General features: G+C 59.3%; 24 protein-coding genes and 1 pseudogene. 12 read left to right on the top strand and 13 right to left on the bottom strand.

Annotated features, from left to right (window positions below; translation table 11 throughout):
- Positions 1–27: 27 nt before the first annotated feature.
- From rsxC to metG, 4 genes are all read right to left on the bottom strand, one after another.
- Positions 28–2,532: an electron transport complex subunit RsxC gene (gene rsxC, locus HCI85_RS13365; protein WP_167145153.1), complete on the bottom strand. Its 2,505-nt coding sequence runs from the start codon at positions 2,530–2,532 to the stop codon at positions 28–30.
- The gene (rsxB, locus tag HCI85_RS13360) at positions 2,529–3,104 is read right to left on the bottom strand and encodes an electron transport complex subunit RsxB (protein ID WP_167145151.1); all 576 of its coding nucleotides are present in this window, start codon (positions 3,102–3,104) and stop codon (positions 2,529–2,531) included. The genes rsxC and rsxB overlap by 4 nt, the downstream gene beginning before the upstream one ends.
- Positions 3,101–3,685 carry an electron transport complex subunit RsxA gene (gene rsxA / locus HCI85_RS13355; RefSeq protein WP_090252381.1) on the bottom strand — a complete coding sequence of 195 codons (585 nt, stop codon included), beginning with the start codon at positions 3,683–3,685 and terminating at the stop codon, positions 3,101–3,103. The genes rsxB and rsxA overlap by 4 nt, the downstream gene beginning before the upstream one ends.
- Positions 3,686–3,840: 155 nt before the next feature.
- Positions 3,841–5,883 carry a methionine--tRNA ligase gene (gene metG, locus HCI85_RS13350; RefSeq protein ID WP_167145149.1) on the bottom strand — a complete coding sequence of 681 codons (2,043 nt, stop codon included), beginning with the start codon at positions 5,881–5,883 and terminating at the stop codon, positions 3,841–3,843.
- A 156-nt stretch (positions 5,884–6,039) separates the two neighbouring features.
- Here metG and apbC point away from each other — a divergent pair, with 156 nt between their 5' ends.
- Complete coding sequence (gene apbC, locus HCI85_RS13345) at positions 6,040–7,131, top strand: iron-sulfur cluster carrier protein ApbC (protein ID WP_167145146.1); 1,092 nt, start codon at positions 6,040–6,042, stop codon at positions 7,129–7,131.
- 108 nt (positions 7,132–7,239) lie between these two features.
- Here the strand turns inward: apbC and HCI85_RS13340 are convergent, their stop codons facing one another.
- On the bottom strand, positions 7,240–7,449 hold the full coding sequence (locus HCI85_RS13340) for a cold-shock protein (RefSeq protein ID WP_090498617.1): 210 nt from the start codon (positions 7,447–7,449) through the stop codon (positions 7,240–7,242).
- Positions 7,450–7,772: 323 nt separating this feature from the next.
- Here HCI85_RS13340 and dcd point away from each other — a divergent pair, with 323 nt between their 5' ends.
- The gene (gene dcd / locus HCI85_RS13335; protein ID WP_090252387.1) at positions 7,773–8,339 is read left to right on the top strand and encodes a dCTP deaminase; all 567 of its coding nucleotides are present in this window, start codon (positions 7,773–7,775) and stop codon (positions 8,337–8,339) included.
- A gap of 59 nt (positions 8,340–8,398) precedes the next feature.
- Here the strand turns inward: dcd and nadE are convergent, their stop codons facing one another.
- The 5 genes from nadE to HCI85_RS13310 form a co-directional block, all read right to left on the bottom strand.
- On the bottom strand, positions 8,399–9,226 hold the full coding sequence (gene nadE / locus HCI85_RS13330) for an ammonia-dependent NAD(+) synthetase (RefSeq protein ID WP_167145144.1): 828 nt from the start codon (positions 9,224–9,226) through the stop codon (positions 8,399–8,401).
- 362 nt (positions 9,227–9,588) lie between these two features.
- Complete coding sequence (locus HCI85_RS13325; RefSeq protein WP_446730793.1) at positions 9,589–12,102, bottom strand: penicillin acylase family protein; 2,514 nt, start codon at positions 12,100–12,102, stop codon at positions 9,589–9,591.
- Positions 12,103–12,254: 152 nt separating this feature from the next.
- On the bottom strand, positions 12,255–12,719 hold the full coding sequence (locus HCI85_RS13320; RefSeq protein WP_167145140.1) for a DUF2489 domain-containing protein: 465 nt from the start codon (positions 12,717–12,719) through the stop codon (positions 12,255–12,257).
- A gap of 7 nt (positions 12,720–12,726) precedes the next feature.
- Positions 12,727–12,930: an SEC-C metal-binding domain-containing protein gene (locus tag HCI85_RS13315; RefSeq protein WP_160087773.1), complete on the bottom strand. Its 204-nt coding sequence runs from the start codon at positions 12,928–12,930 to the stop codon at positions 12,727–12,729.
- Between the two features lie 5 nt (positions 12,931–12,935).
- Complete coding sequence (locus HCI85_RS13310; protein WP_090252400.1) at positions 12,936–13,427, bottom strand: LEA type 2 family protein; 492 nt, start codon at positions 13,425–13,427, stop codon at positions 12,936–12,938.
- A gap of 112 nt (positions 13,428–13,539) precedes the next feature.
- Between HCI85_RS13310 and HCI85_RS13305 the strand changes: the two genes are divergently transcribed.
- The gene (locus tag HCI85_RS13305; protein ID WP_167145138.1) at positions 13,540–14,112 is read left to right on the top strand and encodes a hypothetical protein; all 573 of its coding nucleotides are present in this window, start codon (positions 13,540–13,542) and stop codon (positions 14,110–14,112) included.
- Between the two features lie 58 nt (positions 14,113–14,170).
- Here HCI85_RS13305 and HCI85_RS13300 read toward each other — a convergent pair whose 3' ends face one another.
- Together HCI85_RS13300 and HCI85_RS13295 are read right to left on the bottom strand one after the other, a co-directional pair.
- Entirely contained in the window at positions 14,171–14,641 is a 471-nt protein-coding gene (locus tag HCI85_RS13300) for a YchJ family protein (protein WP_167145136.1), read from the bottom strand.
- Between the two features lie 4 nt (positions 14,642–14,645).
- Positions 14,646–15,143 (bottom strand): DUF6231 family protein, encoded by a 498-nt coding sequence (locus HCI85_RS13295; protein WP_167145134.1) that lies wholly within the window; start codon positions 15,141–15,143, stop codon positions 14,646–14,648.
- A gap of 437 nt (positions 15,144–15,580) precedes the next feature.
- Here HCI85_RS13295 and HCI85_RS21025 point away from each other — a divergent pair.
- The 4 genes and pseudogenes from HCI85_RS21025 to HCI85_RS13275 all read left to right on the top strand — a co-directional run.
- Positions 15,581–15,934, top strand: a pseudogene (locus tag HCI85_RS21025) (OmpA family protein); the annotation flags it as partial.
- A 127-nt stretch (positions 15,935–16,061) separates the two neighbouring features.
- The gene (locus HCI85_RS13285; protein WP_167145132.1) at positions 16,062–16,799 is read left to right on the top strand and encodes an OmpA family protein; all 738 of its coding nucleotides are present in this window, start codon (positions 16,062–16,064) and stop codon (positions 16,797–16,799) included.
- Between the two features lie 189 nt (positions 16,800–16,988).
- On the top strand, positions 16,989–17,291 hold the full coding sequence (locus tag HCI85_RS13280; protein WP_167145130.1) for a DUF1145 domain-containing protein: 303 nt from the start codon (positions 16,989–16,991) through the stop codon (positions 17,289–17,291).
- The gene (locus HCI85_RS13275) at positions 17,284–18,045 is read left to right on the top strand and encodes a collagen-like protein (protein WP_167145128.1); all 762 of its coding nucleotides are present in this window, start codon (positions 17,284–17,286) and stop codon (positions 18,043–18,045) included. Before HCI85_RS13280 ends, HCI85_RS13275 begins: the two co-directional genes overlap by 8 nt.
- Positions 18,046–18,096: 51 nt before the next feature.
- Here HCI85_RS13275 and HCI85_RS13270 read toward each other — a convergent pair whose 3' ends face one another.
- Entirely contained in the window at positions 18,097–18,561 is a 465-nt protein-coding gene (locus HCI85_RS13270) for a CopD family protein (protein ID WP_160087757.1), read from the bottom strand.
- Positions 18,562–18,754: 193 nt separating this feature from the next.
- On the opposite strand from HCI85_RS13270, the gene dinG reads away from it, so the two are divergent.
- The 5 genes from dinG (at position 18,755) to pdxH (ending at position 26,022) form a co-directional block, all read left to right on the top strand.
- Positions 18,755–20,899, top strand: coding sequence for an ATP-dependent DNA helicase DinG (dinG, locus tag HCI85_RS13265; protein ID WP_167145126.1), 2,145 nt, complete (start codon positions 18,755–18,757; stop codon positions 20,897–20,899).
- Positions 20,900–21,107: 208 nt separating this feature from the next.
- Positions 21,108–23,243: a beta-agarase gene (locus tag HCI85_RS13260; protein WP_167145761.1), complete on the top strand. Its 2,136-nt coding sequence runs from the start codon at positions 21,108–21,110 to the stop codon at positions 23,241–23,243.
- Positions 23,244–23,359: 116 nt separating this feature from the next.
- Positions 23,360–24,505, top strand: coding sequence for a serine hydrolase domain-containing protein (locus tag HCI85_RS13255; RefSeq protein ID WP_167145759.1), 1,146 nt, complete (start codon positions 23,360–23,362; stop codon positions 24,503–24,505).
- A 94-nt stretch (positions 24,506–24,599) separates the two neighbouring features.
- On the top strand, positions 24,600–25,286 hold the full coding sequence (locus tag HCI85_RS13250; protein ID WP_167145124.1) for an OmpA family protein: 687 nt from the start codon (positions 24,600–24,602) through the stop codon (positions 25,284–25,286).
- A gap of 88 nt (positions 25,287–25,374) precedes the next feature.
- On the top strand, positions 25,375–26,022 hold the full coding sequence (gene pdxH / locus HCI85_RS13245; RefSeq protein ID WP_167145121.1) for a pyridoxamine 5'-phosphate oxidase: 648 nt from the start codon (positions 25,375–25,377) through the stop codon (positions 26,020–26,022).
- The last annotated feature ends 6 nt before the right edge of the window (positions 26,023–26,028 follow it).

The following is a 26,028-nucleotide window of genomic DNA, read 5'->3' as shown; positions in this document are numbered from 1 at the left end:
TGTTGAGTTGGCTACGCAGGGCTGTTATCAGCTGCCTGCGTGCTCCTGTAATTGGCGTTCGGCATCGGCCAGGCGTTGACATGCAGCCGTCAGGGCGTCTGCTGGGCTGTTGGCGTCACGTTCAAGCTTGCGCAGATCCGCACGGGCAAAGGCTACTTCGGTCTTCAACGCACGAGTGGTTTCATCAATCGGTTTTTTGTCGGTGCGCACCAGCTCAGGTGCCGGCTTGCCGGAGGCGTCCTCGGCCTGGTGTAGCGCCTGCTCGGCGGCCACTAATGCTTCGCGCAGGCTGCCAAGCGTGACCTCATCGCTGCCGGCTTTTTCGGCCTTTTTCAGTTCGGCGCGTTTCATCGCCAGTTCGACCTTGGCTTTTTTCAGCGGATCGGAGGCTTCTGCATCGGGCGCTTTTGCGGGGGCGGTCGGTGCCTGGGCCTCCAGGCTGGCCAGCAGTTTTTCGGCGGCTTCCAGCTGGCTGCGCAGCTGCTGCAATTCGCTTTGCTGCTCGTCGTTGGGTGCTTCGAGCTTCTCCAGCTTGCGTACTTGCGCGCGTAGCATGGCAGCGTCGATTTTGGCCTTTTTCAATACGCCGTCGTCGGCAGCCGGTTTGGCGATTGGTGCTGGCGCCTGAGCTTCCAGGCTGGCCAGCAGTTTTTCTGCGGCTTCCAGCTGGCTGCGCAGTTGTTGCAGTTCGCTTTGCTGCTCATCGCTGGGTGCTTCAAGCTTCTCCAGTTTGCGAACTTGGGCGCGGAGCATGGCGGCGTCGATCTTGGCTTTTTTCACTGCACCATCGTCGGCAACTGGGGTGGCCGCCGCCATGGCAGGTGGGTTGGCGGCCATGGCCATGTCGAGCGCTTGCTGGGCGATGGCCGCTGCGCTGCGCAGCTCGTCGACCTGGGCCTGTAGCTCGGGGCTGGCGTGGGTTGCCAGCTGCTTTTCGGCCTTTTTCAGGGCTACCTGGGCCATGCTGGCTTCGATCTTGAGTTTCTTTTGCTCGTCACTTAGACCGGTCGGTTTGGCCGCTGCTACATCGCTGCTGGCTGCAGCGGGTGTGGCTTGGGCCTGAGCTGCCTTGGCTTGGGCTGCTTTAGCTGCGCGGGCCTGGCGTTCGGCTTCTTTCTGTTCTTCAGCGCGGCGCAGGCGTTCCTGACGCAGCTCGAAGCGCTGCTTCGACTGCTCGGCCTTGAGTTGTTTCTGCTCCAGGTCGCGAATCTCACCCTTGGCCGCGCGGTAGTACTGCACCAGGGGAATGCTCGACGGGCAGACATATGCGCAGGCGCCGCACTCGATGCAGTCGAACAGGTTATGTGCCTTGAGCTGCTCATGCTCCTGGCCAATGGCGAAGAAGTGCAGTTGCTGCGGCAACAGGCTGGCCGGGCAGGCTTCGGCACACTCACCGCAACGAATGCACGGCATGGCTGGCGGTGGTGGCGGCAGCTCGGCTGTGGTCGAGGCCAGCAGGCAGTTGGTGGTCTTGATCACGGGTACGGCGAAGTCGGGCAGGGTAAAGCCCATCATCGGCCCGCCCATGATCAGGCGGTTCAGCTTGCCGCGATCGAGGCCAGCAAACTCCAGCAATTCACCCGCCGACGTGCCGAGCAATACCTCGACGTTCATCGGTCGGGCCAGGGCCTCACCGGTCAGGGTGGTAATGCGCGAGATCAGCGGTTTGCCGTGCATCACCGCGTCATGGATGGCTACGCAGGTGCCGACGTTCTGGCAGAGCATGCCGATATCCGCCGGCAGGCCACCGCTGGGCACTTCCACGCCGGTGAGAATCTGGATCAGCTGTTTTTCGCCACCGGAGGGGTACTTGGTGGGGAATACCTTGAGCTGATAGCTGCGCTCGTTCAGCGCGTTACGCACGGCGGCGATGGCTTCGGGCTTATTGTCTTCGATGCCGATCAGCACCTGATCCGGCTGGATCAGCTGTACCAGAATGTCGATGCCGCTGATCATCTCGTTGGCGCGTTCGCGCATGAGCAGATCGTCGGCGCTGATATAGGGCTCGCACTCGGTGCCGTTGATGATCAGCGTGTGAATCTTTTGCGTCGGCCGCGCGTTGAGTTTCACTGCGGTGGGGAAGCCCGCGCCGCCAAGACCGCTGATCCCTGCCTGGCGAATCAGCTCCAGCAGGGCGCTGTTTTCCAGGTGGCGATAGTCTGCGCAGGGCGTCAGTTCGATCCACTCATCCAGCCCATCGCTGTCGATGACGATGGCTGGAGCGAGCATGCCCGAGACATGCGGGTAAGGCTGCGGGCCGATAAAACTCACGGTGCCAGAGGTCGGCGCATGCACAGGCACGCTGACAAAACCATTGGCGGCGGCGATCAGCTGGCCTTTCAGCACGCGCTCACCCACGGCGACCACAGGTTCTGCGGGCGCGCCGATATGCTGGTTGAGCGGCAGCGTCAGGCGCTTGGGCAGCGGCGCCGACTGGATCGGCGTGCGGTTGGACAGCTCCTTGCGCTCGGCCGGATGAATGCCGCCGGGAATATCCCAGATCAGTGCTTCTGCCTTGTGCAATGCGCTCATGCCGCTTGCTCCCGGTCGCTGGCAATCAGTTGGCCGGGTAGCAGGGGCTTTTCCCATTTCCAGCTTTGTACGGTGCTGCCGACTTCCAGCATGTCGATGCAGTCCACCGGGCAGGGTTCGACGCACAGGTCGCAGCCGGTGCACTCGCTGACGATCACCGTATGCATTTGCTTGGCCGCGCCGACGATGGCGTCCACCGGGCATGCCTGGATGCATTTGGTGCAGCCAATGCACTCAGCTTCGCGGATATAGGCGACCATTTGCGGCTTTTCGCCTTCTACGGCGTCCAGCGGCTCGGCTTCAACGTCGAGCAGATCCGCCAACGCCTGGATGGTCGCTTCGCCGCCGGGTGGGCATTTGTTGATCTTGTCGCCGCCGGCAATCGCCTCGGCGTAGGGCTTGCAACCGGGGTAGCCGCATTGACCGCACTGGGTTTGCGGCAGCAGGGCATTGATCTGTTCGGCAATCGGGTTGCCTTCTACCTTGAAGCGCACTGCGGCGAAACCGAGGATGGCGCCGGCCACCAGGCACAGGGCGAGCAGGGCGAGAACGGCGATCAGCACCAGGCTCATAGCTTGATCAGCCCGGTAAAGCCCATAAACGCAAGGGACATAAGCCCGGCGGTGATCATGCCGATGGCCGCGCCCTGAAAGGATTTCGGCACATCGGCGATGGCGATGCGCTCACGCATGGCGGCGAACAATACCAGCACCAGGGAGAAGCCGAGGCCGGCGGCAAAGCCGTTAGCGGTGGCGGTGATAAAGGTGAACTCGGCCTTGTTGGCGTTGAGCAGGGCCACACCGAGGACGATGCAGTTGGTGGTGATCAGGGGCAGGAAGATGCCCAGTACGCGGTACAGCAGCGGGCTGGTCTTGTTCACTACCATTTCGGTGAACTGCACCACCACGGCAATCACCAGAATAAAGCTGATGGTGCGCAGGTATTCGATATCCAGCGGCTTCAACACGTACTGCTGCACCAGGTAGCTGCACATGGCGGCCAGGGTCAGCACGAAGGTGGTGGCCAGCGACAGGCCAATAGCCGTCTCGATTTTCTTCGAGACGCCCATAAAGGGACACAGGCCAAGGAACTGGACCAACACGAAGTTGTTGACCAGGATGGCGCTGACCATGATCAAGGCGAGTTCGGTCATTGCGGGTTCCATTGATGGACGGGCAAAGGCCGCAGGAAAGTGGTGGCTATTATCGGTAAGCCGATCCTGCCATACAAGCCGGATCAGCCTTCCTGAGGTGCTGCCATAAGGCTAGCGCAGCCTGATCAGAGTGGCTGCGCTATTGGGTCGCAGGTTTATTTGACCCGTTGGCCTGGTTTGGCACCGCTGTCCGGACTGAGCAGGTAGATTTCCTCGCCGCCAGGGCCGGCCGCCAGGACCATGCCTTCGCTGATGCCGAACTTCATCTTACGCGCGGCCAGGTTGGCCACGTACAGGGTCAGGCGGCCTTCCAGTTTGCTCGGGTCCGGGTAGGCGCTCTTGATGCCGCTGAACACGTTGCGCTTGGCGTCACCGATATCCAGGGTCAGGCGCAGCAGCTTGTCGGCACCTTCAACGAACTCGCACTTCTCGATCAGGGCGATGCGCAAGTCGACCGCAGCAAAGGCGTCGAAGGCGATTTCGGCGGCCAATGGGTCTTTCGTCAGCTCGCCATTGCCAGTGGGTGCTGGAGCGGCTTCGCTGGCGGCTAGGTCTTCTTTGGAGGCTTCGATCATGGCGTCGATTTTCGCAGGCTCGATACGGGTCAGCAGAGCGCTGAACGGGTTCAGTTGGTGGTCGGCCAGCAGCGTCTGGTGATCGTCCCAGGTCAACGGCGCGACATTGAGGAAGGCCTCGGCGTCGCTGGCCAACTGCGGTAGGACTGGTTTCAGGAAGATCACCAACTGGCGGAACAGGTTTACGCCCAAGGCGCAGATGGCCTGCACTTCGTCCTGCTTGCCGTCCTGTTTGGCCAGGGACCAGGGCGCTTTGTCGGCGATCCAGGCGTTGGCGCGGTCGGCCAGGGCCATGATCTCGCGCATGGCACGGGCGAAATCGCGGGCCTCGTAGGCTTCGGCAATGCTCGGTGCGGCGGCCTGGAAGGCTTCAGTCAGCTCGGGTGCGGCATTGCCAGCCACCAGCAGGCCGTTGTTGCCTTTGTGGATAAAGCCGGCGCAACGGCTGGCGATATTCACCACCTTGCCGACCAGGTCCGAGTTGACCTTCTGTACGAAGTCTTCCAGGTTCAGGTCGAGGTCATCCACGCCACGACCCAGCTTGGCTGCGTAGTAGTAGCGCAGGTACTCGGGGTTCAGGTGATCAAGGTAGGTGCGCGCCTTGATAAAGGTGCCGCGCGACTTCGACATCTTCTGCCCGTTGACGGTCAGGTAACCGTGTACGGCCACGGCGGTAGGTTTGCGGTAGCCCGCGCCTTCGAGCATGGCTGGCCAGAACAGGGTGTGGAAGTTGACGATGTCTTTGCCGATAAAGTGGTACAGCTCGGCGGTAGAGTCTTTGCCCCAGAACGTATCGAAGTCGAGCTCCGGGCGCTTGGCGCAGAGGTTCTTGAAACTGGCCATGTAGCCGATCGGCGCGTCCAGCCAGACATAGAAGTACTTGCCCGGCTCGTCGGGGATTTCAAAGCCAAAGTAAGGCGCGTCGCGGCTGATGTCCCATTCCTGCAGGCCGGAATCTAGCCATTCGGCAATTTTGTTGGCCACGGCATCTTGCAGAGCGCCGCTGCGAGTCCATTGCTTGAGCATGGCCTCGAAGTCCGGCAGCTTGAAGAAGAAGTGCTTGGAGTCGCGTAGTTCAGGTACGGCGCCGGAGATGGCCGAACGCGGATTCTTCAGCTCGGTTGGCTCGTAGGTCGCGCCACACTTTTCGCAGTTGTCGCCGTATTGATCTTCGGCCGCGCACTTGGGGCAGGTGCCTTTGATAAAGCGGTCGGCGAGGAACATGCCCTTTTCAGGGTCGAAATACTGGGTCACCGAACGGGTGGCGATATGGCCTTTGTCGCGCAGCGCGAGGTAAATCGAAGAGGCCAGCTCGCGGTTTTCGTCCGAGTGAGTTGAATGATAGTTGTCGAACGCCACGCCAAAATCGGCAAAGTCGGCGGTGTGTTCGGCCTGCACGTTGGCGATCAGTTGCTCGGGGGTGATGCCTTCTTTTTCGGCGCGCAGCATGATGGCTGAGCCGTGCGCATCGTCCGCACAGACGTAGATGGCCTGGTTGCCGCGCAGCTTCTGGAAACGCACCCACATGTCGGTCTGGATGTACTCGAGCATATGGCCAAGGTGGATCGAACCGTTGGCGTAAGGCAGGGCGCTGGTAACGAGAATTTTGCGGGCTTGGCTCATGGGATCGGCTGCACTGGTAACTCAGGGAAGCCGGCAACTATATAGGTGCGGCGGATATTTTTCATCCTTGCGCAGGCAATGCCTGCCGGTGTGACCCGATGCGGTTGGCCTGGGGTAAGATGCCCACCTGCTTTACTCAGCCTTTCGGAGCCTTCCATGAGTGTCGTTACCCGCGCAGCGGTCGAAGCCGCCTTGTCCCAATACACCGACCCGCACCTGAATCAGGACCCGGTCAGCGCCGGTTGCCTGCGTGAGGTGGATATTCAGGGCGGGCAGGTCAAGGTGCGTCTGGTGTTGGGTTATGCCGCAGGGCTGTTCAAGAGCGGCTGGGCGCAGATGCTGCAGATGGCCTTGGAAAGCCTCGACGGCGTCGAGCGTGCGCAGGTGCAGGTCGACTGCGTGATCGAGGCGCACAAGGCGCAGGATCAAGTGCCGGCGCTGGCCAATGTGAAGAATGTGATTGCCGTGGCGTCCGGTAAGGGCGGTGTGGGCAAATCTACCACCGCAGCCAATCTGGCGCTGGCACTGGCTCGTGAAGGTGCCAAGGTCGGCATCCTCGATGCGGATATCTATGGGCCGAGTCAGGGCATCATGTTCGGTATCCCGGAAGGTACGCGGCCGCAGGTGAAGGATCAGAAGTGGTTTGTGCCGCTCAAGGCGCATGGCGTGGAAGTGATGTCCATGGCTTTTCTCACCGACGAAAATACTCCGGTGGTATGGCGTGGGCCAATGGTGTCTGGCGCGCTGCTGCAGTTGATCACCCAGACCGCATGGGATGACCTGGATTACCTGGTGGTCGATATGCCGCCAGGTACCGGCGATATCCAGCTGACTTTGGCGCAGAAGGTGCCGGTGGCCGGTGCGGTGATTGTAACCACTCCGCAGGATCTGGCGCTGCTGGATGCCAAGAAGGGCGTGGAGATGTTCCGTAAAGTGAATATCCCTGTGCTCGGCGTGGTGGAAAACATGGCCGTGCATATCTGCTCGAACTGCGGGCATGCCGAGCATCTGTTTGGCGAAGGCGGCGGCGAGAAACTGGCGGCGCAGTTCGGTGTCGATCTGCTGGCCTCGCTGCCGCTGTCGATGGCCATTCGCATGCAATCCGATGGCGGTAAGCCAGCTACCATCGCCGATCCGGAAAGCCAGATCGCGATGATCTACCAGGAAACCGCACGCAACGTCGGTGCGCGCATTGCTCAGGGTGGTGTGCAACAGGTAATGCCAACCATCGTGATCAGTGAAGACTAAATCGGGTGTGGCGCACGCAGGTGCGCCACATGCTGCTCACAGATAAACAAGCGCCCATAAAAAAGCCCCGCACTAGGCGGGGCTTTTTCTCAAGCGGGTTAGTGCAGGTTATACAACCTGAACTTCCTCAGCTTGCATGCCTTTCTGACCACGGGTGGCAACGAAAGTCACTTGCTGGCCTTCTTTCAGGCTCTTGAAGCCATCGCTCTGGATAGCTTTGAAGTGTACGAAGAGGTCGTCACCGGACTGTGGGGTGATGAAGCCGTAGCCTTTTTCATCGTTGAACCACTTGACGGTGCCATTCTGACGATTCGACATGTTATGTCTCCTAACAAATTTATTAACAGCCCTGGAAAAGCCCAGGCCGGGACTGAGTGCAACGAGTACTAGGAGTCGGACGATGTTTGGATCGAAATCTAGGCATCAAGTAGCGATTCGCGGTGACACATGCAGCACAGTGGGCCAACCATACTCGCTTTTAACGCTAAGCGCGAATGCTCTGTGCATCTTTCTGTTATTTGGCGACAGATAGACGGTTTACCGTTTTACGTCCCGTGCTTGCTCAAGAGCCTTTGAACCCTGCCGCCGGCCCCGGTAAGATGCGTGCACTTTTCACCCTTCGCTACAGCAGGACAGCCGCCATGAGCATCAAATCGGATAAGTGGATTCGCCGCATGGCGCTAGAGCACGGCATGATTGAGCCCTTTGTTGAGCGCCAAGTGCGCGCTGAAGGTGCCCAGCCGCTGATTTCCTATGGCGTTTCCAGCTACGGCTACGATGTACGCTGCGCCGATGAGTTCAAGGTGTTTACCAACATCAACTCGGCAACTGTCGACCCGAAGAACTTCGACGAAAAGAGTTTTGTCGATGTGAAAAGCGATGTTTGCATCATTCCGCCTAACTCGTTCGCATTGGCTCGCACCGTTGAATTCTTCCGTATTCCGCGTGATGTACTGACCATCTGTCTGGGCAAGAGCACGTATGCGCGCTGCGGCATCATCGTCAACGTCACTCCGCTGGAGCCAGAGTGGGAAGGTCATGTGACCTTGGAATTCTCCAACACCACCACTTTGCCAGCGAAGATCTATGCCAACGAAGGTGTGGCACAGATGCTTTTCCTGCAGTCCGATGAGCCTTGCGAAGTGTCCTATAAGGATCGCGGCGGTAAGTACCAAGGGCAGCTGGGTGTAACCCTGCCTAGAGCCTAAGCGGTTGATGGAACGAAAAAAGCCGGGCAATGCCCGGCTTTTTCATGTGTATCGGAAACTCAGGGAACCAGTGGCAGTTCGCGCTTATGGCGAGTGGCGTCATAGGTGCGCACGATGATGGCGTATGCCTCGTCGCGAACTGGCTGGCCGTGCAGGAAAGCGTCAATTTCGCTGTAGGTGACGCCATGCGCTTCTTCGTCCGGCTTGCCGGGACGCAGTTCTTCCAGATCAGCTGTCGGTACTTTAAATACTAGGTTTTCCGGTGCGCCTAGGTGCTTGGCGATGGCGCGCACCTGGCCTTTAACCAGGCCCGACAGTGGCGCGAGGTCGCAGGCTCCGTCACCGAACTTGGTAAAGAAGCCCATCACCGCTTCAGCGGCGTGGTCAGTGCCAATCACCAGCCCGTTGTTGGCGTTGGCAATGGCAAACTGCGCAACCATGCGAATGCGCGCCTTAATATTGCCGGTAACGAAGTCGCGGCGGGGATCGCTGAGCTTCTGCAGATGAGTGACTTGCTCGCCGAGTCCCGATACGCTGTCCGCGATATTCACCGTGTCTTCTTCATCGGCGCGAATGAATTTCAGTGAGTCTTGGGCGTCTTGTTCATCGTGCTGGGTGCCGTGAGGGAGGCGTACGGCGATAAAGCGATAGGCCTGATCACCGGTTTCAGCCCGAAGCTCTTCCACAGACAGCTGTGCCAGGCGGCCAGCGGTCAACGAGTCGACGCCGCCGCTGATACCCAATACCAGCACCTTGAGGCCCGAGTTGCGCAGGCATTGCTTGATAAACGCCTTGCGCTTGTCGATTTGCGTGACCAGTGCGGCGGAGTCAGCAAAGGGCGGCACAACGTCAAGTTCAGCAGCGATTTCGGCTTGGCGGTTGCTCATTTCAAAGTCCTCACTGGGAGCAGAACAAGTGGCTTATGCAGGTCGCGCAGCAGAAATGCTGACGGTAGGGCATCAAGCGTTAGCGTAATGACAAAGCTTACGTTGAACCGGCTGTGAAGTGCACGCTAGAGCTGCATAACTTTAAGGCTTAGAGCCAGTCGAAGAAAAATGCTCAGCCGTGATCGAAAACGGTATGAGAGAGGGCTGCGCAGGCGTTGCACTGAATCGCGGGCAAAAGAAAGGGCGCTAAAAAGCGCCCTAAAACGATGATGATCTATGGAGTAAGTCCACTTGATCAGAGTGCTATGCCGCAGAATTGGTTCAGTGGCGGCCGACGAACGGTAGTCGGCCGCTGGTGAGCTTCAATTTGCAGGCATCAGCAGTAAACGTTTATTGCCATAGACCTTGTCGAGATTCTGCGATTGGAACGGGAAGCTCATGTAGCTGCCCTTGAGCCAGGCGTCGATGCCGTCTGCGTAATGCTTGCTGGCCGGGTTGCCGGATTGTCCGGAGCTGTTGAGCCCAATTAAGGGCTCTTCGCGGCCGAAGTCGACGACGATGCGCATAGCTGGAATGAGCCAGGTATCGAAGTTCTCGCCCCAGTTGTAAGCCGCCACATTCAGTGTGCCGTGGTCACCGCCCGCAGGGTAGGGGCCGCGATCCAGGTAGCTTTTGATGGCGTTGATGCTGGTGCGTTGGCTGGAGCTCATGTATTGCGCCAGTTGGCTGGTTTCGGTGGTCCAGTTGTAGGTGTGTAGCTTGCCCCATTGCCAAGCGCTGCGCTCACTGCCCAATTTGGTTTCAAGCAGGGTGACGGCGCCGGCCAGGCTGCGTGCCAAGATGGTCGGTTTATCTTCGCGCTGCGCCGTGCGGGTGTCATTCCAGAACGGGCTGTCTTCGCGGCCGAGCAAATGATCGGCCTGAGCGGAGTAGGAGTTATTAGCGGTATCGACCAGGGCTTTCCAGGCAGGTGTGCTGTCGGGGCCGAGTTCGTCGAGGAAGGTCTCCCGCGCGCTTTGGTGGAGGAATGCACTGTAGAGCGCGGCGTCCGCGGATGTTGCGGCCATTTTGCCGTCAAACTTCATCAGTCGGTCATGCGCTTCGCGTGCCTTGCTGCGCTCGATGGCGGGTAATGCATCAATGGCGGCTTTCAGGCCTTCAGCCATGCCTGGTGCACTGAACATGTTCTGCAGTTTGGCAACGAAGGGCGAGGTCTGGTCGTATTGCATGGCAATCATGCTTTGGGTGTCATGCCTGCCCGTTGCCGCCAGCGCGGCGATACGTTCGGCGCGTTCCGGGTAGAACCAGGAGTTGGACAGCTGCATGCCATAACCGCGCGGTACAGTGCGGTGGTTGGCGGTGCCTAGCCAGCCATCTGGCGGGTCCTGATCGTAGGGGTGCAGCATCGGGTCGGCGAAGCCGTCCCAGTCATACTGGCTGTCCCAGCCGGGGGAGGGCATCAGGCCCAGCCCTGAGCGGCGGTTGGGGAAGCGCCCGGTAACTTGCCAGCCGATATGCTGCGCATCGGCGAAGACAATGTTCAATGGCATGGCACGCACTTCACGGGTGGCCTCGAAGGCTTGCTCGACTGATTGCGCTCGCGACAGGTCGAAGAAGGCATCCAGGGTCTTGTCAGCTTCAAACTGCGTAGTTTTCAGGGCCAAACCGTAGCGACTGGTCAGCTGCATGGGCTGCAGCATGTGTTTACGCTCGCCCAGTACCGAGTTCAGCAGCGGGCCGTGGCGGGTTTCGAAAATGGTTTCGCGAATCGGCCGCTCACCTTTGATAAAGAAGGTTTCCTGGCGTTCCTGCGCCGGTAGCCATTTGCCGTCGGCCAGGTAGTGCAGACGGCCACCTTGTTGTTTGACTTGCTCAAGAAACAGATCCTGGTTGTCGCCCATGACCATGGTCATGCCCCAGCCCAGCTTGCCGTTGAAGCCAGCGACCACCGCAGGTACGCCTGCAATCGACACGCCCGCTGCCTGATATTTGGGTGAGCGAATTTGTACGAAATTCCACACGGACGGCATCGATAGCGGTAGGTGGGTATCGTTGGCCAACAGGCTTTTGCCGCTGCGCGTACGTTGCGGGGCAAAGGCCCAATTATTGGAGGCAGCCACGCCTAGCATATGAGCGTCAGCAAACTGGCTGACAGCGGCGCTGACATCACTCAAGCCCGCCAGTTGACCGTTAAGGTCGAGTCCTTTGAGTTTGGCTGCTTCTTCTAGGGGTAACGGCTCATCGGGGTAGGTTGGCAGCAGCCAGGCAAGCTGCTCGCTCCCGACCTTCTGCGCCAGTACCAAAGAGGCTATTTCTTCCTGCAGGTTGACCGCTAGGCCGAAATTCAGGAGGCAGAACACCAGTACCGAGTCTTCAGCCTTCCAGTACGCCGGGCGGTAGCCAGACTCGGCCAGGTCCATTGGCAGCTTGTCGCGGTAGCGGAACAGGTAGGCGTTGACCCCGCGGGCATAGACTTCGAAGAATTTTTTAATCCGAGGCGAGGCGTTGCTGTAGAGCACTTCAGCGCTTTTTTTCAGGTTAACCGCGCGCATGAAACGGTCCATTTCCAGCACACCGGGGCCGGCCATTTCGGCAAGCCGGCCCTCAGCCATCAGCCGTAGGCCTACCATTTGACTAAGCCGATCGCTAGCGTGCACGTAGCCCAGGGCGAACAACGCGTCATGGAAGGTGGTGGTTTCGATTAGTGGCATACCCAGCGGATTGCGGCGAATCACCACGCTTTGCGCCAGGCCCTTGACCCTCACGATGCCCTGATCAGGGTGCACGCTGTCGCTGTAGCGGCTGTTCAGAAATGACTGACAGCCCGTAAGCGCGACGACGGCCGTCAGTAAGGCGGCGAGGCTTAGATGGGCCATGGGGCGTAACGCGCGCGCTAGCATGCAGCAGGCTCCTTGCGGATGGAAAACGGTCGGTTGGAGTGTGCGCTTTCCAGAAGCGTAAGCGCGCAGGTGAGGAGTTACTAAGTTAGCCAGCCGCCATGCACCTGACAAGGCGCATGGTGAGTGAGTCAGGCGCTTTGCCGAAAAGGCGGTAAAGCCTCTTTTAGTAGCCAGCGAGCGGCTGCGCGGGCGGCTGCCTTGTGCTGCAACTCAAGCTCACTGAAACGTTGCTCATGCTGACGGCGTACGCTTCTTTCAAGCGCTTTCCAGTCGGCGTGGGTTGGCACCTGGGCGGTGGCGGTAAACAGCAAGTGAAAAACCTCACAGCGCGGGTCCTGACTGAGGCTGCTGTCGTAGTTATCCAGCAATACCTTGATCCGAATAGCGCCTTCAATCAGCGGAAGCTGACCCTCAAGTAAGCTGCTGGCAAGGATGCGCAGATCACCACCAATGCGTTCGCGCTGTGTATTGAGTGATTGAGCCTGGATTTTTTCCTGGGCCCAGACACGCCGCCACAGATGCAGGGCGTAGAGCGCGAGCGCGGCAATCAATACAGCACTGCCAAGCAGGACAAGCAGGGTGAGGTTGTTCATCACAGGCTTATGCGCCGTGGCATTTCTTGAATTTCTTTTCGCTGCCGCATGGGCATGGGTCGTTGCGGCCAACGTCTTTCAGGGCGTTGCGCGCAGGTTCCTGGTGGCCGTGGTTGCAGTGCGGGCCATGCACGTGGCCGTGATCATGGCTGTGTGCATGATCGTGGTCGTGGTTGCAGTCAGGGCCGTGGACGTGTTCTTGCTGGGTCATGCGAGTTACTCCGGAATGTAATCGCCGGGAATTATCTCGCCATTGCGCGACATGTGCACGCTCTGTCCGAAAAGCCAGCCGGTTTTTACTGCACCTTGAAGGCGGTAAGGGATGGGCTGGTCCGGTTTATCCAGGGCCTTGACGATCTGTCGCAGGTGGCGCCAAAGGTTGGTGCGTACCGGTATGGAAAAGTTGTGGTGGCCATGGGCCGGAACAGTAAATGAAACGCTCGATTCGCCTTCAGCCAGTTTGACCTGGTTCAGATGCACCAAATAGTCCATCCCGCGGACAGGCAGGCTGAAATTATTGGGGTTATCGATGCGAAAGCGCAGCGTGAAGTGCTGCTCCAACAGCTTGGCTTTGACGACGTCGACTTTAACGAGGCGTACTTCGGGCGACTTCAGATCGCCTGGAGAGGAGCATCCGCTAAGGCCTGACAGAAGGCCAAAAAACATCAATAGGCTGAGAATTCTTATCGTTTGCGCCTGATAAAACATTGCATACTCCGAATGACGCATCAGTGTAACAAGCAAGTGCTTGGCTGCCACCTGTTGTGACGGTAAAAAAACCTGCGCCATACTGAGCAACTAATAGGACAGGAGTATGACCATGGCTCGCTACGAAATTGCCTTCAGTGCGCAGCTGGTTCCGGGTGCCCAGTTGGAGCTGGTGAAGGCCAACCTGGCCAAGCTGTTTCAAGCGGATGAACAGCGCCTGGCGTTGCTGTTCTCGGGGCGACGGATCGTGATCAAAAGCAACTTGGATGCTGCGGGTGCGGAAAAATACCGCTCGACCCTAGAGCGGGCGGGCGCCGTTGCTGAAGTGGCTTGCCTGGATGATGAGATCGAGGAAATCGAGTTGACTGCGCCGCCGGCGATGGCCGTCACGCCGGTTGTGTCTCCGGCTGCTGCATCAGTGCAGGCGGGAAGTGGCCAGCCTGCTGGGCGCCTGAAGGTTGCGCCGCGAGATGAGTACATGGCCGCATTTAGCGAAGTTGATGCTCCGGATTTTGGCATTGCGCCACTGGGCGACGACGTTCAGGACGGCAAGCCGCAGGTGCAGGCGCCAGCCCTAGACCTGTCACAGTTCAGCTTGGCGCCGCCCGGCAGTGACATGGGTGAGGCTAAAAAAGCCCCAGCCGGACCACCACCGGATATTTCTCATCTGAAACTGCAGGATTAGCGTGCTATGCGCCGAGAGTCCAGGAGGAGGCTCTCGACGAAACACTGGGTGTCAGTGATCAGAAATAACTCGCACAGCACTTCTTGAATTTCAGTCCACTGGCGCACGGGCAGGTATCGTTGCGGCCAAGTTTCAGCTCAACTGTAGGGTCAATGAAATACCAGTGGCCGTTATTGCACACAAATGCCGAGCGTTCGCGGTGGTTGTGTGTGCCGCTTTCATCACGCCAGTGCGCGGTAAAGGTGACGTAGGCGTGCTGCGGTTCGCCTTCGATTAGCTGCGCTTCTTCAACCTCAAGCCCGAGCCAGGTGCTGCCCAGGCTCCAGGCCAAGATGGCGTCACGGTCGAGGCCAGCTTGCTGGGCGGCAAGTGTGCTGCGCACCAGATAATCGATCAGTCCCAGGGCGTAGGCGCTATAGCGTGAGCGCATCAACGCTTCTGCGCTAGGGGCTGGAATGCCTGCGTGATAACGACCGCAGCAGGATGCCAGCGGTTGGTCGCTGCCGCATGGGCAAGGTGTGCTGCTCATGGCTTTACCACCAGTACTTGCCAAAATTTTCCGGGTTGGCCCAGAACTTAGCGTTCAGCCAGTCAGGTACTTGCTTGTATTCCAGCAGGTCGTAGGTGAATAGATTGAGCGTCTGCTCATCGCGCTGGAAACGCTCACTAGCCTGAAGAGCCAAGGCAAAGAAGTCGGTTGCTTGCCACTCACAGGCCTGCAGATCGACCAGCACAGCCATCCGGCTGGCATTCAGGTTGCGAATTCCTCCAAGCAGCTCCAGCCCGGCACGTTTTGGCAGGTGTTCAAGGCAGTCGACAATCAGCGCCAGATCGAAACGTTGGGCGGCTACTTCATTAGATAGAACGCCTGCATCCGCGTGCACCAAGTGGCAACTTGGATGAGCCTGGATAAATGCTTCAATGGCAGGTAGTTTTCGGCTACCGACTACCAACAGGCGTTCTGGCGTGTAGCGTGCCAACAGGGCGGCAAGGGCTTGCTGGGGTGTTCGGGTGGATGGGGTTGCAGGCATAACGGCTCCTCGCTCAAGTGTGCAGAGACTAACGTGCTGCAGTAATGCGGCCTAGTGCGGATCGTGCTAGTAATGTGTTTGCATATTCTCTGGCATATTTTGTTACTGGCGTCTTTACTTCGTCAGTATCGGTTTTTGCCGATTTACCAATAGGAGACGTATATATGAGCATCACCAGGAAAGCATTACCCCTGATTGTCGCGAGTACCTTTTTGACCGGTTGTGCCGGGCTACAAAAAACGGATTGGCCAACCTGTGCCGCAATCGGCGGTGTAGGTGGTGCTGCTCTGGGCGCTATTGAAAGCTCCTCGTGGGCCGGTGGTGGTGCCGTCGTAGGTGCGGGTATGGCAGCTGCATATTGCTGGGTGCATGGCGCCAGCGATGAGCAGGTTGTTGTGGTTGAAGAGGTGGTTGAAGAAGTTGTCGTTGCTGAACCAGCTGAAGCCGTACGTGTAGAGCTGGACGTCAAGTTCGACTTCGACAAGGCTCAGGTCAAACCAGAAAGCTACGGTGACATCAAAAACCTGGCTGACTTCCTGACTCAATACCCACAAACCACCACCGTGGTTGAAGGCCATACCGACTCCGTCGGTAGCGACGCATACAACCAGACCCTGTCCGAGCGTCGTGCCAATGCTGTGCGTGATGTACTGGTTAACCAGTACGGCGTAGGCAGCGATCGCGTTAACGCTGTGGGCTATGGCGAAACTCGTCCGGTTGCGGACAACGCCAGCGCTGATGGTCGTGCCGTGAACCGCCGCGTAGAAGCAGAAGTAGAAGCTCGTCCTTGATCGTCTGACTCCAGACGTTCTGAAGAAAACAAGCCAGGCCCTCTAGGGGTCTGGCTTGTGTAGCTTCCAGGGTAGGTCTTTACTCCTAAGTTACCGGCAGTAGCCGGTATTACAGGAGATTCCTACCATGAGAGTTAGATCCATCGTGGGGCTAGCCCCCATTCTCTTGGTCAGCAGTGTTCTTTCAGGTTGCGTCACAACTTCCAGTACGGGAGATGCGCCGCTCAACCAAGGGAACTGGCCCCTGTGCAGTGCGATTGGCGGTCTGACCGGTGCAGGTCTGGGTGCAATCGAAAGTTCTACGTGGGCAGCAGGTGGAGCGGTGGCCGGTGCGGTCATTGGCACGCTGATTTGCTACGCCCAGGATGGTGATGAAGACGACGACGGCGTGTTTGACCGCCGTGACCGTTGCCCAGGAACCCCGCCTAATACACCGGTTCACCATAACGGCTGCCCGATCAAGGAATATGCCGGTACGCCTGCCGAAGCAGAGCCTGAGTCCATTCAAATGGTGGAGTCGGTTCGGGTAGAGCTGGATGTTAAGTTTGATTTCAACAAGTCCGATGTTAAAGAAGACAGCCAGGCCGATATCAAAAGCCTTGCTGACTTCATGAAGCAGTACCCGCAAACCACCACGACTGTTGAAGGGCATACCGATGCGGTAGGCAGTGATGCATACAACCAGGGACTTTCCGAACGGCGGGCGAATGCTGTGCGTGATGTACTGGTCAATCAACATGGTATCGACAGCAGCAGGGTTTCGTCGGTCGGCTATGGTGAATCGCGACCGGTAGCGGATAACGATACTGACTCCGGGCGTGCAATTAATCGTCGTGTTGAAGCGGAGGTTGAAGCGCAGCCATAACCGACGTGATGCGCTGTCAGGCCGTTGCGAACCCATCAGCCATGTTCGCAACGGCCTAACAGCGAAGCGTAGTTTTAAACCAGTAAAAGCTGTGAAGGCATTCGTTCCCCATGGTTTTTACTGGTCTTCTGGCAGCTCACTCCCAAAGCAGATAAGGTGCAGCGAAATAAAAAACTGCCGGGGGCGGATATGAAGGTATTTCTGACGTTGGGTAAGGTACTGACGGCATTATTCTGGGGGGTTGTACTGGCAAACCTGCTGCAGCCCTTTGCACAACCCTTTGCGCTGCTGTTGAACGGCGCTGGGGCTTTTATTCTGCTGATCCATGCCCTTGAACTGTGGCTTTTTAGCAAGCGCATCGCCGCTTGCCCCAAACCGGCTCACGAGCGTGTGCATGTCATGCTGTTCGGTGTGTTTCAGTTGCTGGGGCTGCCCGCTGAGCCAGTAGCCGAGCCTGAGCCAGCGCAGCAGATGGAGGCCGAAAATGCGTAAGCTCATCGTCCTCGCTGCGCTGTTCAGTCCGCTGGCATTAGCCCAGGCGGTGATTGAAGTTGATTCCCATGCGGTTATGCGTCTACCCAGCACTACCAGCGTGTTGCTGTTAGACCGTCTGGCGATTGCCGATAATGGCACCTTGCTGATTCCATCCGGCTTGACCGAAATTCGTGTCGCACAGCTGCACCTGGGGCGTGACGCGCGGCTGGCGATTGCCCCTGGTGATCAGGTGTTGCGCCTTGAAATTGAAACCGCCGATATTGCCAGTGGCGCACAGATCAGCGCGCGTGGCGCACGCGGCAGTGCTGAAAAGCCGGCGTTGCCGGGACGCAACCTGAGTCTGCGACTGCAGGCCGTTACCCTGGAAAATTTAGTGCTGGATGCCCGCGGCGGCACAGGTGCGCCAGGCTATGCAGGTCTAGCTGGTGCTGATGGCAAGCCAGGTGGCTGCACCTGGGGTGAAGCCAGTCGCGGTCATGATGGTTTGAATGGAGGCGACGGCCAGCCAGGTGCTGCCGGTGCGCAGGTGCGCTTGGAGGTGCCACAGGATTTCCCTGTTGAGCAGGTACAGGTGCGTTTGGATGGTGGCAGTGGCGGTCAGCCCGGCGCGCCTGGTGCAGGCGGTCAAGGCGGCGTGAGCAAGGGTTGCTGGTTGTACAGCACCGATGGCGCTCGCGACGGCAAGCCAGGGCAAGCAGGGCGGGCCGGTGAGTCAGGCCCTGCAGGTGCGCTGAATATCGTGCAGTTCTAAGTCGCGTTGAGTGCTAGCCGCTGCCCGAAAGCAGCGGCTGCGTAAGTAGGTTTAGAGCGAAGGGCGCAGGCCCGCGATTGTTACCACCAACAATCCCAGCAACAAGTTGATACCAACCAGTCGTCGAATACGCCCAAGCACGGCGCCACCATTCGGCCAATCCTCTGCCGCCACGGCGCGGCGTAACTCAGGCAGTTGAAGTGCCTGAATCCGCAGAAACAGCGCCAGCATGGCGATATACAGCCCCATCATGATGTGCACGTAGCGCGGTGCGGTATCAAAGCCGCTAAAGCGCAGGTGCAACATGCCTACACCAGTGACCGGCAGCACAATCACTGCCGCCCATACCCAGTAGAAAAACCGTGGGAAGACCTCCAGCCAGAGTTTCAGGCGCGGTGGGGCTTCCAGGGCGGCGACTGCGGCTGGGCGCAGGATCATCCACGCGAAGAACATACCGCCCACCCAGATTAGGGCTGCGAGCAGATGCAGGCTGTAGACGAAAGCGTATGGGGTCATGCAAGCACTCCTGTTGGTTGAGGCGCTATTTGCGATCTGCGGCGCGTCGGCCCTGCAGCGATAGATACAGGCTCTCGCTCGCGAGTTCGTAAACAGGGCCTAAGCGATTCAGCGCTGGATCGATTAGCGCGCTATGATAGCCGCCGATTACAAACACTGAAAATTTATCCAGCCTTTTCGCGTCAAAATCCCCATGCTCAGTACCGAACTCAAGTCCCAGATCCAGGGCGCTTACTCCCGTTTTCTCGAGGCCAAGTCGCTCAAGCCGCGCTATGGCCAGCGCCTGATGATTGCCGAAATTGCCAAAGTGTTGGGGGCGATTAAAACGGACGATGAAGGCCGTCGCCTGGGTGACCCTGCCGTCGTAGCGGTTGAGGCTGGCACCGGTACGGGCAAAACAGTGGCCTACAGCCTGGCGGCGATCCCCACGGCGAAGGCCGCAGGTAAGCGCCTGGTGATCGCCACGGCCACCGTGGCTCTGCAAGAGCAGATCGTGCACAAGGATCTACCGGACCTGATGCGCAATAGCGGGCTGAATTTCAGCTTCGCCCTGGCCAAGGGGCGGGGACGTTATTTATGTCTGTCCAAGCTGGATATTCTGCTGCAAGAAGGCCAGGCGCAAAGCGCCACCGCCCAGCTGTTCGAGGAAGAAGGCTTCAAGATCGATGTGGATGAGCAGAGCCAGAAGCTGTTCACCACGATGATCGAAAAACTCGCCGGCAATAAATGGGATGGCGACCGTGACAGCTGGCCGGAAGAGCTGGAAGACACGCGCTGGTCGCAATTGACCACAGATCACAGCCAATGCACCAACCGCCATTGTCCGAACTTTCAACAATGCGCCTTCTACAAGGCACGCGAGGGCATGGGTAAGGTCGACGTCATCGTCACCAACCACGACATGGTCCTGGCCGATCTGGCCCTCGGCGGCGGGGCGGTGCTGCCGGACCCGCGCGACACCCTTTACGTGTTCGACGAAGGCCATCACCTGCCTGATAAAGCCATTGGCCATTTCGCCCACTTTACCCGTTTGCGTTCGACTGCCGATTGGCTGATCCAGATCGACAAGAATCTGACCAAGTTGCTGGCGCAGAACCCGCTGCCCGGGGATCTAGGTAGGCTGATCGAGCAGGTGCCGGAATTGGCGCGGGAGCTTAAAACCCAGCAGCAATTTATGTTCGCCGCCTGTGAGCAGGTGGCCGACTTCAAACCGGGCGAAGATATGCAGGGCCGCGAGCGGCCGCGCCATCGCTTTATCGGCGGGGTGGTGCCGGAGCACTTGACCGAGCTGGGCCTGGAGCTGAAAAAGGGTTTTTCCAAGCTCAATGATCTGTTCACTGGCGTAACAGAACAGCTCAAGGAGGCCATGGATGGTGAGGGCTCTGTCGGTATCGCCAGTCACCAGGCCGAGGAATGGTACCCGCTGTTCGGCAGCCTGCTGGCGCGGGCCAAGGGCAATTGGGAGCTGTGGCTGGCCTTTACCGCTGAAGACCCGGAGGAAAGCCCGCCCATGGCGCGTTGGCTGACCCTGGCCGATAGCGGTGCACTGTTTGATATCGAGGTTAACGCCAGCCCGATCCTGGCGGCGGAAACCCTGCGGCGTAATCTGTGGAATGTCGCCTATGGCGCCCTGGTGACTTCGGCCACCCTGACGGCGCTGGGCACCTTTGATCGCTACCGTATGCGCGCCGGCTTGCCGAAAGTAGCGGTCACAGCGGTGGTGCCGAGCCCGTTCCATCATGCCGACGCCGGTGTGCTGCGGGTGCCCAACCTGAACGCCGATCCGCGTGATGCGGTGGCGCACACGGCTGCGATTATTCGCGAGCTGCCTGGTCTGGTAGAGGGTTCACGCGGCACCCTGGTGCTGTTTTCGTCGCGCAAGCAGATGCAGGAAGTCTTCGACGGCCTAGAGCGTGACTGGCGTAAGCGGGTGTTTATCCAGGGCAATTTGTCCAAACAGGAAACTTTGAACAAGCACAAGGCGCGGGTCGACAGCGGTGAAGAAAGCGTGCTGTTCGGCCTGGCCAGTTTTGCCGAGGGTGTCGACCTGCCGGGTGCCTACTGCGAGCATGTAGTGATCGCCAAGATACCCTTCGCCGTGCCAGATGACCCGGTGGAAGCGGCCCTGGCCGAGTGGATCGAAGCGCGTGGCGGCAATCCCTTTATGGAAATTGCCGTGCCGGATGCTTCGCTACGTCTGGTGCAGGCCTGCGGTCGACTGCTGCGCACCGAAGCGGATCGCGGCATTATTACGCTGCTGGACCGGCGTGTGGTCACCCAGCGCTACGGCAAGTCGATTCTTAATGCTTTGCCGCCATTTCGTCGGGAAATCAGTTAACACTTCACTGGCTTGGCAACTCATCACGCCATGTCGGTTCCAAGTGACGCGTAAACAACGTCCTGGTACACATCAGGACCTGAATTTGGCCTTGGGCATTACTGCCCAAGGTGGTTGAAGCAATGGGGGAGTGTGGTTCGTGAAGGGTAAGCGCAGGCTGCAAACGGCTGTTCTGGTATCAGCGCTCGCGGGCTTTATCGGTGCAGCCATGGCGAAAGAGCCGCAGGAGCTGTTCAACTTTGTGCGGCCGATGGATGTTGTGCAGGTCACCACGCAAGATGCTGACCTGCCTAATCGGATTGGCGAACCGACGCCGCAAGGCGAGGTGCTGCGCCGTGTGACCTTTCACCCCGCTGCACAGCCGAGTGTGAAGCTGACTCCGCAAGGCGGCAGCTGGGACTGGTCGCAGCAAACTCAAATGAGCCTGCGTGTGCAGAACGCCATGGATTGGGCGCTGACCCTGGATGTGCTGATCGAGAGCACGGATGGTCAACGCCTGAGTTCGCGCATTGCCCTGCCTGCCGGTCCCGCGCAAACCCTGTTGATACCCTTACAAGCCACGTCGCCCCGTGATCACGGCATGCGCGCCGGTGTACCGATGCCCTGGACGCACAAGGGCCAGCGGCTGCTGTTGGCGGACACCGTCACGGGAGCGCTGGACCTGAGCAAGGTCAGCGCGGTTACCCTGTCCATGCCGCAGCCGAAAGCCGCGCAACATATTCTGATCAGCCAGTTTGGCGTGAGCACTGAGAAGTTTTCGGCGGCGGCCTATGCCGGTATTGTCGATAGTTATGGCCAGTACACACGGGCCGATTGGCCGGGCAAGGTCAAGAACGACGAGCAATTGCAGCAGGCTGTAGCCCAGGAGCAGAAGCAATTGCATACCTGGCTGGCTGAACGCCCTGCGCAGGACAAGTTTGCAGGCTGGACCGGTGGGATGCCGTTTGAGGCGAGCGGCTTCTTTCGCACCGAGAAACGCGACGGCCGTTGGTATCTGGTAACGCCAGAGGGCCATCCGTTCTACTCGCTAGGCGTCAATGCGGTCACCGCGCAGCAGAGCGCTACTTACGTTGAGGGGCGTGAGGCGATGTTTGCCGGCTTGCCGCAACCGGGTGAGGCGCTGGCTGCCTATTTCGGCACGTCCGACAGCCGCAGCGACACCGGCGCCAACCAGGGCCGGGCTTTTGCCAGCGGGCGCTGGTTCGATTTCTACAAGGCCAACCTGCAGCGCAGCTATGGCCAGGTTGACCCCGCGGCCTGGCGTACGCTGAGCCAGGATCGTTTGCAGGCCTGGGGTTTCAATACCCTAGGGAACTGGAGCGAGCCGGCCTTTGGCAGCGATCCCCGCATGCCGTTCAGCATCCCGCTGTCGATTCATGGCGATTACGCCACCATCAGCACCGGCGTCGATTGGTGGGGCGCGATGCCTGATCCATTCGACCCGCGTTTTGCCATGGCCACCGAGCGCGCAGTGGCGATTGCTTCGCGCGATCACCGCGACAATCCCTGGCTGCTCGGTTATTTCGCTGATAACGAACTGGCCTGGGCTGGCCCGGCGGATGACCCCAACGGCCGTTACGCCCTGGCGTACGCCACGCTGCGCCTGACCACCGATGTGCCGGCCAAGCGCGCCTTCCTCAAGCAGCTGCGCGACAAGTATCGCAATCAGAATGGCCTGTCTCGCGCCTGGGGTATCGAGCTGCCGGCCTGGGAGCTGATGGAAGACCCTGGCTTTAAGGCGCCGCTGCCAAGCGCCGAGTACCCGGCCATCGAGAAAGACATGCAGGCATTCTTGCGTCTATATGCCGAGACCTACTTCAAAACCATCGCCGACTCGCTTGATTGGCACGCGCCCAATCATTTGCTGCTGGGTGGTCGTTTCGCCAGCAGTATTCCCGAGGCGGTGAATGCCTGTGCGACCTTCTGCGATGTGCTGAGTTTCAACTTCTATACCCGTGAGCCGCAGCACGGGTATGACTTTGCTGCACTGCGCGAGTTGGACAAGCCGCTGATGGTCACCGAGTTTCACTTCGGCTCGCGTGACCGTGGGCCGTTCTGGGGCGGTGTTGCCGAGGTTTATAAGGAAGAAGAGCGTGGCCCGGCCTATGCGCATTTCCTGGCCAAGGCCCTGGAAGAGCCGCAGATCGTCGGTTTGCACTGGTTCCAGTACCTCGATCAGCCGGTTACCGGGCGTTTGCTGGATGGCGAGAATGGTCATTTGGGTCTGGTCGCCATTACCGACCGGCCTTGGAATGGCTTTGTCAAAGCCGTGCGCAAAGCCAACCTCGATGTGCCTAAAACGCTGCTCAAGCCTGTAACTGCGCCAGTTCCTGCGGCTCCGTAAAGGGCTATTCGCCTAGCTGATAGTAGGATTACCAGCCTTGTGCTGGGTTCACCGCAGGCGTCAGAGCTGAAACAATCTGCTGAACATTTGGCCGAGTATAAAAAGGGGGCAGGGTGGTGCAGATACAGGGTTATTTCGACCTCAAGTTCGAAGCGCTGAGAGACGCCTTTGCGGCACTGTTCGATGAGCCGCAAGAGCGCGGGATGGCGCTCTGCGTGCAGGTCGGCGGTGAAACCGTGGTTGATCTGTGGGCCGGGGTTGCCGACAAGGAGGGTCAGCAGGCCTGGCACAGCGACACCATCCTTAACCTGTTCTCCTGTACCAAGACCTTTGCTGCAGTCACCGCCTTGCAGCTGGTGGGTGAGGGCAAGCTCGAACTAGATGCGCCAGTCGCACGCTACTGGCCCGAGTTCGGCGCCGCCGGCAAGGACAAGATCACCCTGCGTCACTTGCTCAGCCATCAGGCCGGGCTGCCTGCCTTGCGCGAGATGTTGCCGGCCGAAGCCTTATACGACTGGCATGCGATGACCACGGCTCTGGCCGCTGAACAGCCTTGGTGGCTATTGGGTGAGGGCCACGGTTATGCGCCGATCACCTATGGCTGGCTGGTGGGTGAGGTGTTGCGCCGGGTCGAAGGGCGCGGGCCGGGCGAGTCCATCGTCGCGCGTACGGCCAAACCACTGGGTCTGGATTTCCATGTCGGTCTGGCGGATGAAGAGTTCGACCGGGTGGCGATCATCTCCCGTGGCAAGGGTAACTTTGGCGACGCCGCAGCCCAGCGTCTGCTCAAAACCATGATGAGCGAACCAGCGGCCATGAGCACGCGGGCCTTCACCAACCCGCCGTCGATCATGACCAGTACCAATAAGCCTGAGTGGCGGCGCATGCAGCAGCCTGCGGCGAATGGCCATGGCAATGCCCGTAGTCTGGCCGGTTTCTACAGCGGTCTGCTGGATGGTCAGTTGCTGGAAAGCGAGTTGCTGGCCGAGCTGACCCGTGAACACGCGGTAGGTGAAGACAAGACCCTGCTGACCCGCACCCGCTTCGGTCTGGGCTGCATGCTGGATCAGCCCGAGGTTGCCAACGCCACCTATGGCATGGGGCCGCGCGCTTTTGGTCACCCTGGAGCCGGCGGTTCCATTGGCTTTGCCGACCCGGATCGGGATGTGGCCTTCGGGTTTGTCACCAACAACCTAGGACCGTTCGTCTTGATGGACCCTCGTGCGCAGAAACTTGCGCGTCTATTGGCTGATTGTTTATAGCCAGCTCGGCTAAACTGCTGCGCAACATGGCATGGCCCGCCGCCCGCGCGGGCCACTGACCGGCTTCTTTTTGCTTACCACGTGTGGATACCCGATGCTCGCCAACAAAACTCTCGCCATCGCTTTGTGTGTACTGATCAGCGGTTGCAGCCTTTTCGAGAAATCTGAAAAGCCCGCGCCGAAAGCAGTGCCAATGCCGCCGCCGGCAGTGACTCAGGCCTGGTTGGATGTGTACGAGCCGAAGGTGCGTGAAGCGATCAAAGGTACCCATTTCGAGTTTGAGCGTCGGGAAAATCTGCTGGTGGTCACTGCGCCGGTGCAGGGCTCCTTCAATCCGGACCGTCCGCACATGATGCTGCCAGCCACCCTGGCCCCGCTGAGCCGCATGGCCAAGTTGCTGGAAAGTGATGAAACCATCGGGGTGTTGATTCTCGGCCATGCTGACAGCAGCGGTGAAGTAAACGCCAACCGTGACCTTAGCCAGCAGCGCGCCCGTGCATTTACCTCGATTTTCCGCCTTAGCGGGCTCAAGCAGAACCGTTTAATGGTCAAGGGCCTGGGCTCGGACATGCCGCGTGCCGCCAACGACAGCCAACAAGGCCGTGCGCTGAATCGCCGGGTGGAAATTCTCCTGACCTCGAAAGCCACCCTGAACGCGCTGATCGCCAAATACAGCCAGCCGGCAGCGGCTCCCGCCCCAGCAGTTGCGGCCAGCAAACCCGTAGCAGACAAAAACGCCAAAACTGTTGCTAAGGCCGACAAGCCTGCCAGCAGCCAGTAAGGGCAGTGTCGCGGCGTGTTGCCGCAGATCAAGCCAAATAGAGCGCTCGCGGGTAAGCTAGGCACCATCTGTTCGAGAGGATGTGCCCATGACTCAAACCCTGGCTGATATGCGCCGTGACTACACCCGTGATGGCTTGAGCGAAACGCAGGCGCCGCTCGAGCCGTTTGCATTATTTGAGCAGTGGTTTGCCGAGGCGGTGAAAACCGAGCAGGTACCGGTCGAACCCAATGCCATGACCCTGGCGACCGTTGATGCCAACGGTCGCCCGCACTGCCGGGTGCTGTTGCTCAAGGGGCTGGATGCGCGCGGCTTCACCTTCTTCAGTAACTACGACAGCGCCAAAGGTCAGCATCTGGCTGCCAACCCCTTTGCCGCCATGACCTTCTTCTGGCCCAGCCTGGAGCGTCAGGTGCGCATTGAGGGGCGTGTTGAGCGGGTCACGGCCGATGAGTGCGATGCTTACTTTCAGGTGCGTCCGCTGGGCAGTCGGCTGGGGGCCTGGGCTTCGCCGCAGAGCCGGGTGATCGCTGATCGTGCTGAACTGGAAGCCCTGCTGGCCGAGACCGAACAACGCTTCCTGGATCGCGCGCCACATTGCCCGCCGCACTGGGGTGGCTATCGCCTGCTGCCGGAGCGCATCGAGTTCTGGCAAGGTCGCTCCAGTCGTCTGCATGACCGCCTCAACTTCCGTTTGCAGGGCGCCGACTGGCTCCGCGAGCGCTTGGCTCCCTGAGTTCTC

Origin of the sequence: Pseudomonas sp. OTU750018 (genome assembly GCF_011636575.1) — a bacterium.
Lineage (GTDB): Bacteria > Pseudomonadota > Gammaproteobacteria > Pseudomonadales > Pseudomonadaceae > Aquipseudomonas > Aquipseudomonas peli.
This window is presented reverse-complemented; position numbering and strand designations above follow the sequence as displayed.

What these genes read in the sequence shown, in the direction of transcription:
- HCI85_RS13325 (WP_446730793.1), bottom strand. Translation starts at nt 12,102, where the DNA reads ATGGCCCATCTAAGCCTCGCCGCCTTACTGACGGCCGTCGTCGCGCTT.
- metG (WP_167145149.1), bottom strand. Translation starts at nt 5,883, where the DNA reads ATGAGCCAAGCCCGCAAAATTCTCGTTACCAGCGCCCTGCCTTACGCC.
- HCI85_RS13280 (WP_167145130.1), top strand. Translation starts at nt 16,989, where the DNA reads ATGAAGGTATTTCTGACGTTGGGTAAGGTACTGACGGCATTATTCTGG.
- HCI85_RS13285 (WP_167145132.1), top strand. Translation starts at nt 16,062, where the DNA reads ATGAGAGTTAGATCCATCGTGGGGCTAGCCCCCATTCTCTTGGTCAGC.
- HCI85_RS13310 (WP_090252400.1), bottom strand. Translation starts at nt 13,427, where the DNA reads ATGTTTTATCAGGCGCAAACGATAAGAATTCTCAGCCTATTGATGTTT.
- rsxB (WP_167145151.1), bottom strand. Translation starts at nt 3,104, where the DNA reads ATGAGCCTGGTGCTGATCGCCGTTCTCGCCCTGCTCGCCCTGTGCCTG.
- HCI85_RS13305 (WP_167145138.1), top strand. Translation starts at nt 13,540, where the DNA reads ATGGCTCGCTACGAAATTGCCTTCAGTGCGCAGCTGGTTCCGGGTGCC.
- HCI85_RS13260 (WP_167145761.1), top strand. Translation starts at nt 21,108, where the DNA reads ATGGCGAAAGAGCCGCAGGAGCTGTTCAACTTTGTGCGGCCGATGGAT.
- HCI85_RS13270 (WP_160087757.1), bottom strand. Translation starts at nt 18,561, where the DNA reads ATGACCCCATACGCTTTCGTCTACAGCCTGCATCTGCTCGCAGCCCTA.
- dinG (WP_167145126.1), top strand. Translation starts at nt 18,755, where the DNA reads ATGCTCAGTACCGAACTCAAGTCCCAGATCCAGGGCGCTTACTCCCGT.
- rsxC (WP_167145153.1), bottom strand. Translation starts at nt 2,532, where the DNA reads ATGAGCGCATTGCACAAGGCAGAAGCACTGATCTGGGATATTCCCGGC.
- nadE (WP_167145144.1), bottom strand. Translation starts at nt 9,226, where the DNA reads ATGAGCAACCGCCAAGCCGAAATCGCTGCTGAACTTGACGTTGTGCCG.
- rsxA (WP_090252381.1), bottom strand. Translation starts at nt 3,685, where the DNA reads ATGACCGAACTCGCCTTGATCATGGTCAGCGCCATCCTGGTCAACAAC.
- HCI85_RS13340 (WP_090498617.1), bottom strand. Translation starts at nt 7,449, where the DNA reads ATGTCGAATCGTCAGAATGGCACCGTCAAGTGGTTCAACGATGAAAAA.
- dcd (WP_090252387.1), top strand. Translation starts at nt 7,773, where the DNA reads ATGAGCATCAAATCGGATAAGTGGATTCGCCGCATGGCGCTAGAGCAC.
- HCI85_RS13295 (WP_167145134.1), bottom strand. Translation starts at nt 15,143, where the DNA reads ATGCCTGCAACCCCATCCACCCGAACACCCCAGCAAGCCCTTGCCGCC.
- pdxH (WP_167145121.1), top strand. Translation starts at nt 25,375, where the DNA reads ATGACTCAAACCCTGGCTGATATGCGCCGTGACTACACCCGTGATGGC.
- HCI85_RS13300 (WP_167145136.1), bottom strand. Translation starts at nt 14,641, where the DNA reads ATGAGCAGCACACCTTGCCCATGCGGCAGCGACCAACCGCTGGCATCC.
- HCI85_RS13250 (WP_167145124.1), top strand. Translation starts at nt 24,600, where the DNA reads ATGCTCGCCAACAAAACTCTCGCCATCGCTTTGTGTGTACTGATCAGC.
- HCI85_RS13320 (WP_167145140.1), bottom strand. Translation starts at nt 12,719, where the DNA reads ATGAACAACCTCACCCTGCTTGTCCTGCTTGGCAGTGCTGTATTGATT.
- HCI85_RS13315 (WP_160087773.1), bottom strand. Translation starts at nt 12,930, where the DNA reads ATGACCCAGCAAGAACACGTCCACGGCCCTGACTGCAACCACGACCAC.
- HCI85_RS13275 (WP_167145128.1), top strand. Translation starts at nt 17,284, where the DNA reads ATGCGTAAGCTCATCGTCCTCGCTGCGCTGTTCAGTCCGCTGGCATTA.
- apbC (WP_167145146.1), top strand. Translation starts at nt 6,040, where the DNA reads ATGAGTGTCGTTACCCGCGCAGCGGTCGAAGCCGCCTTGTCCCAATAC.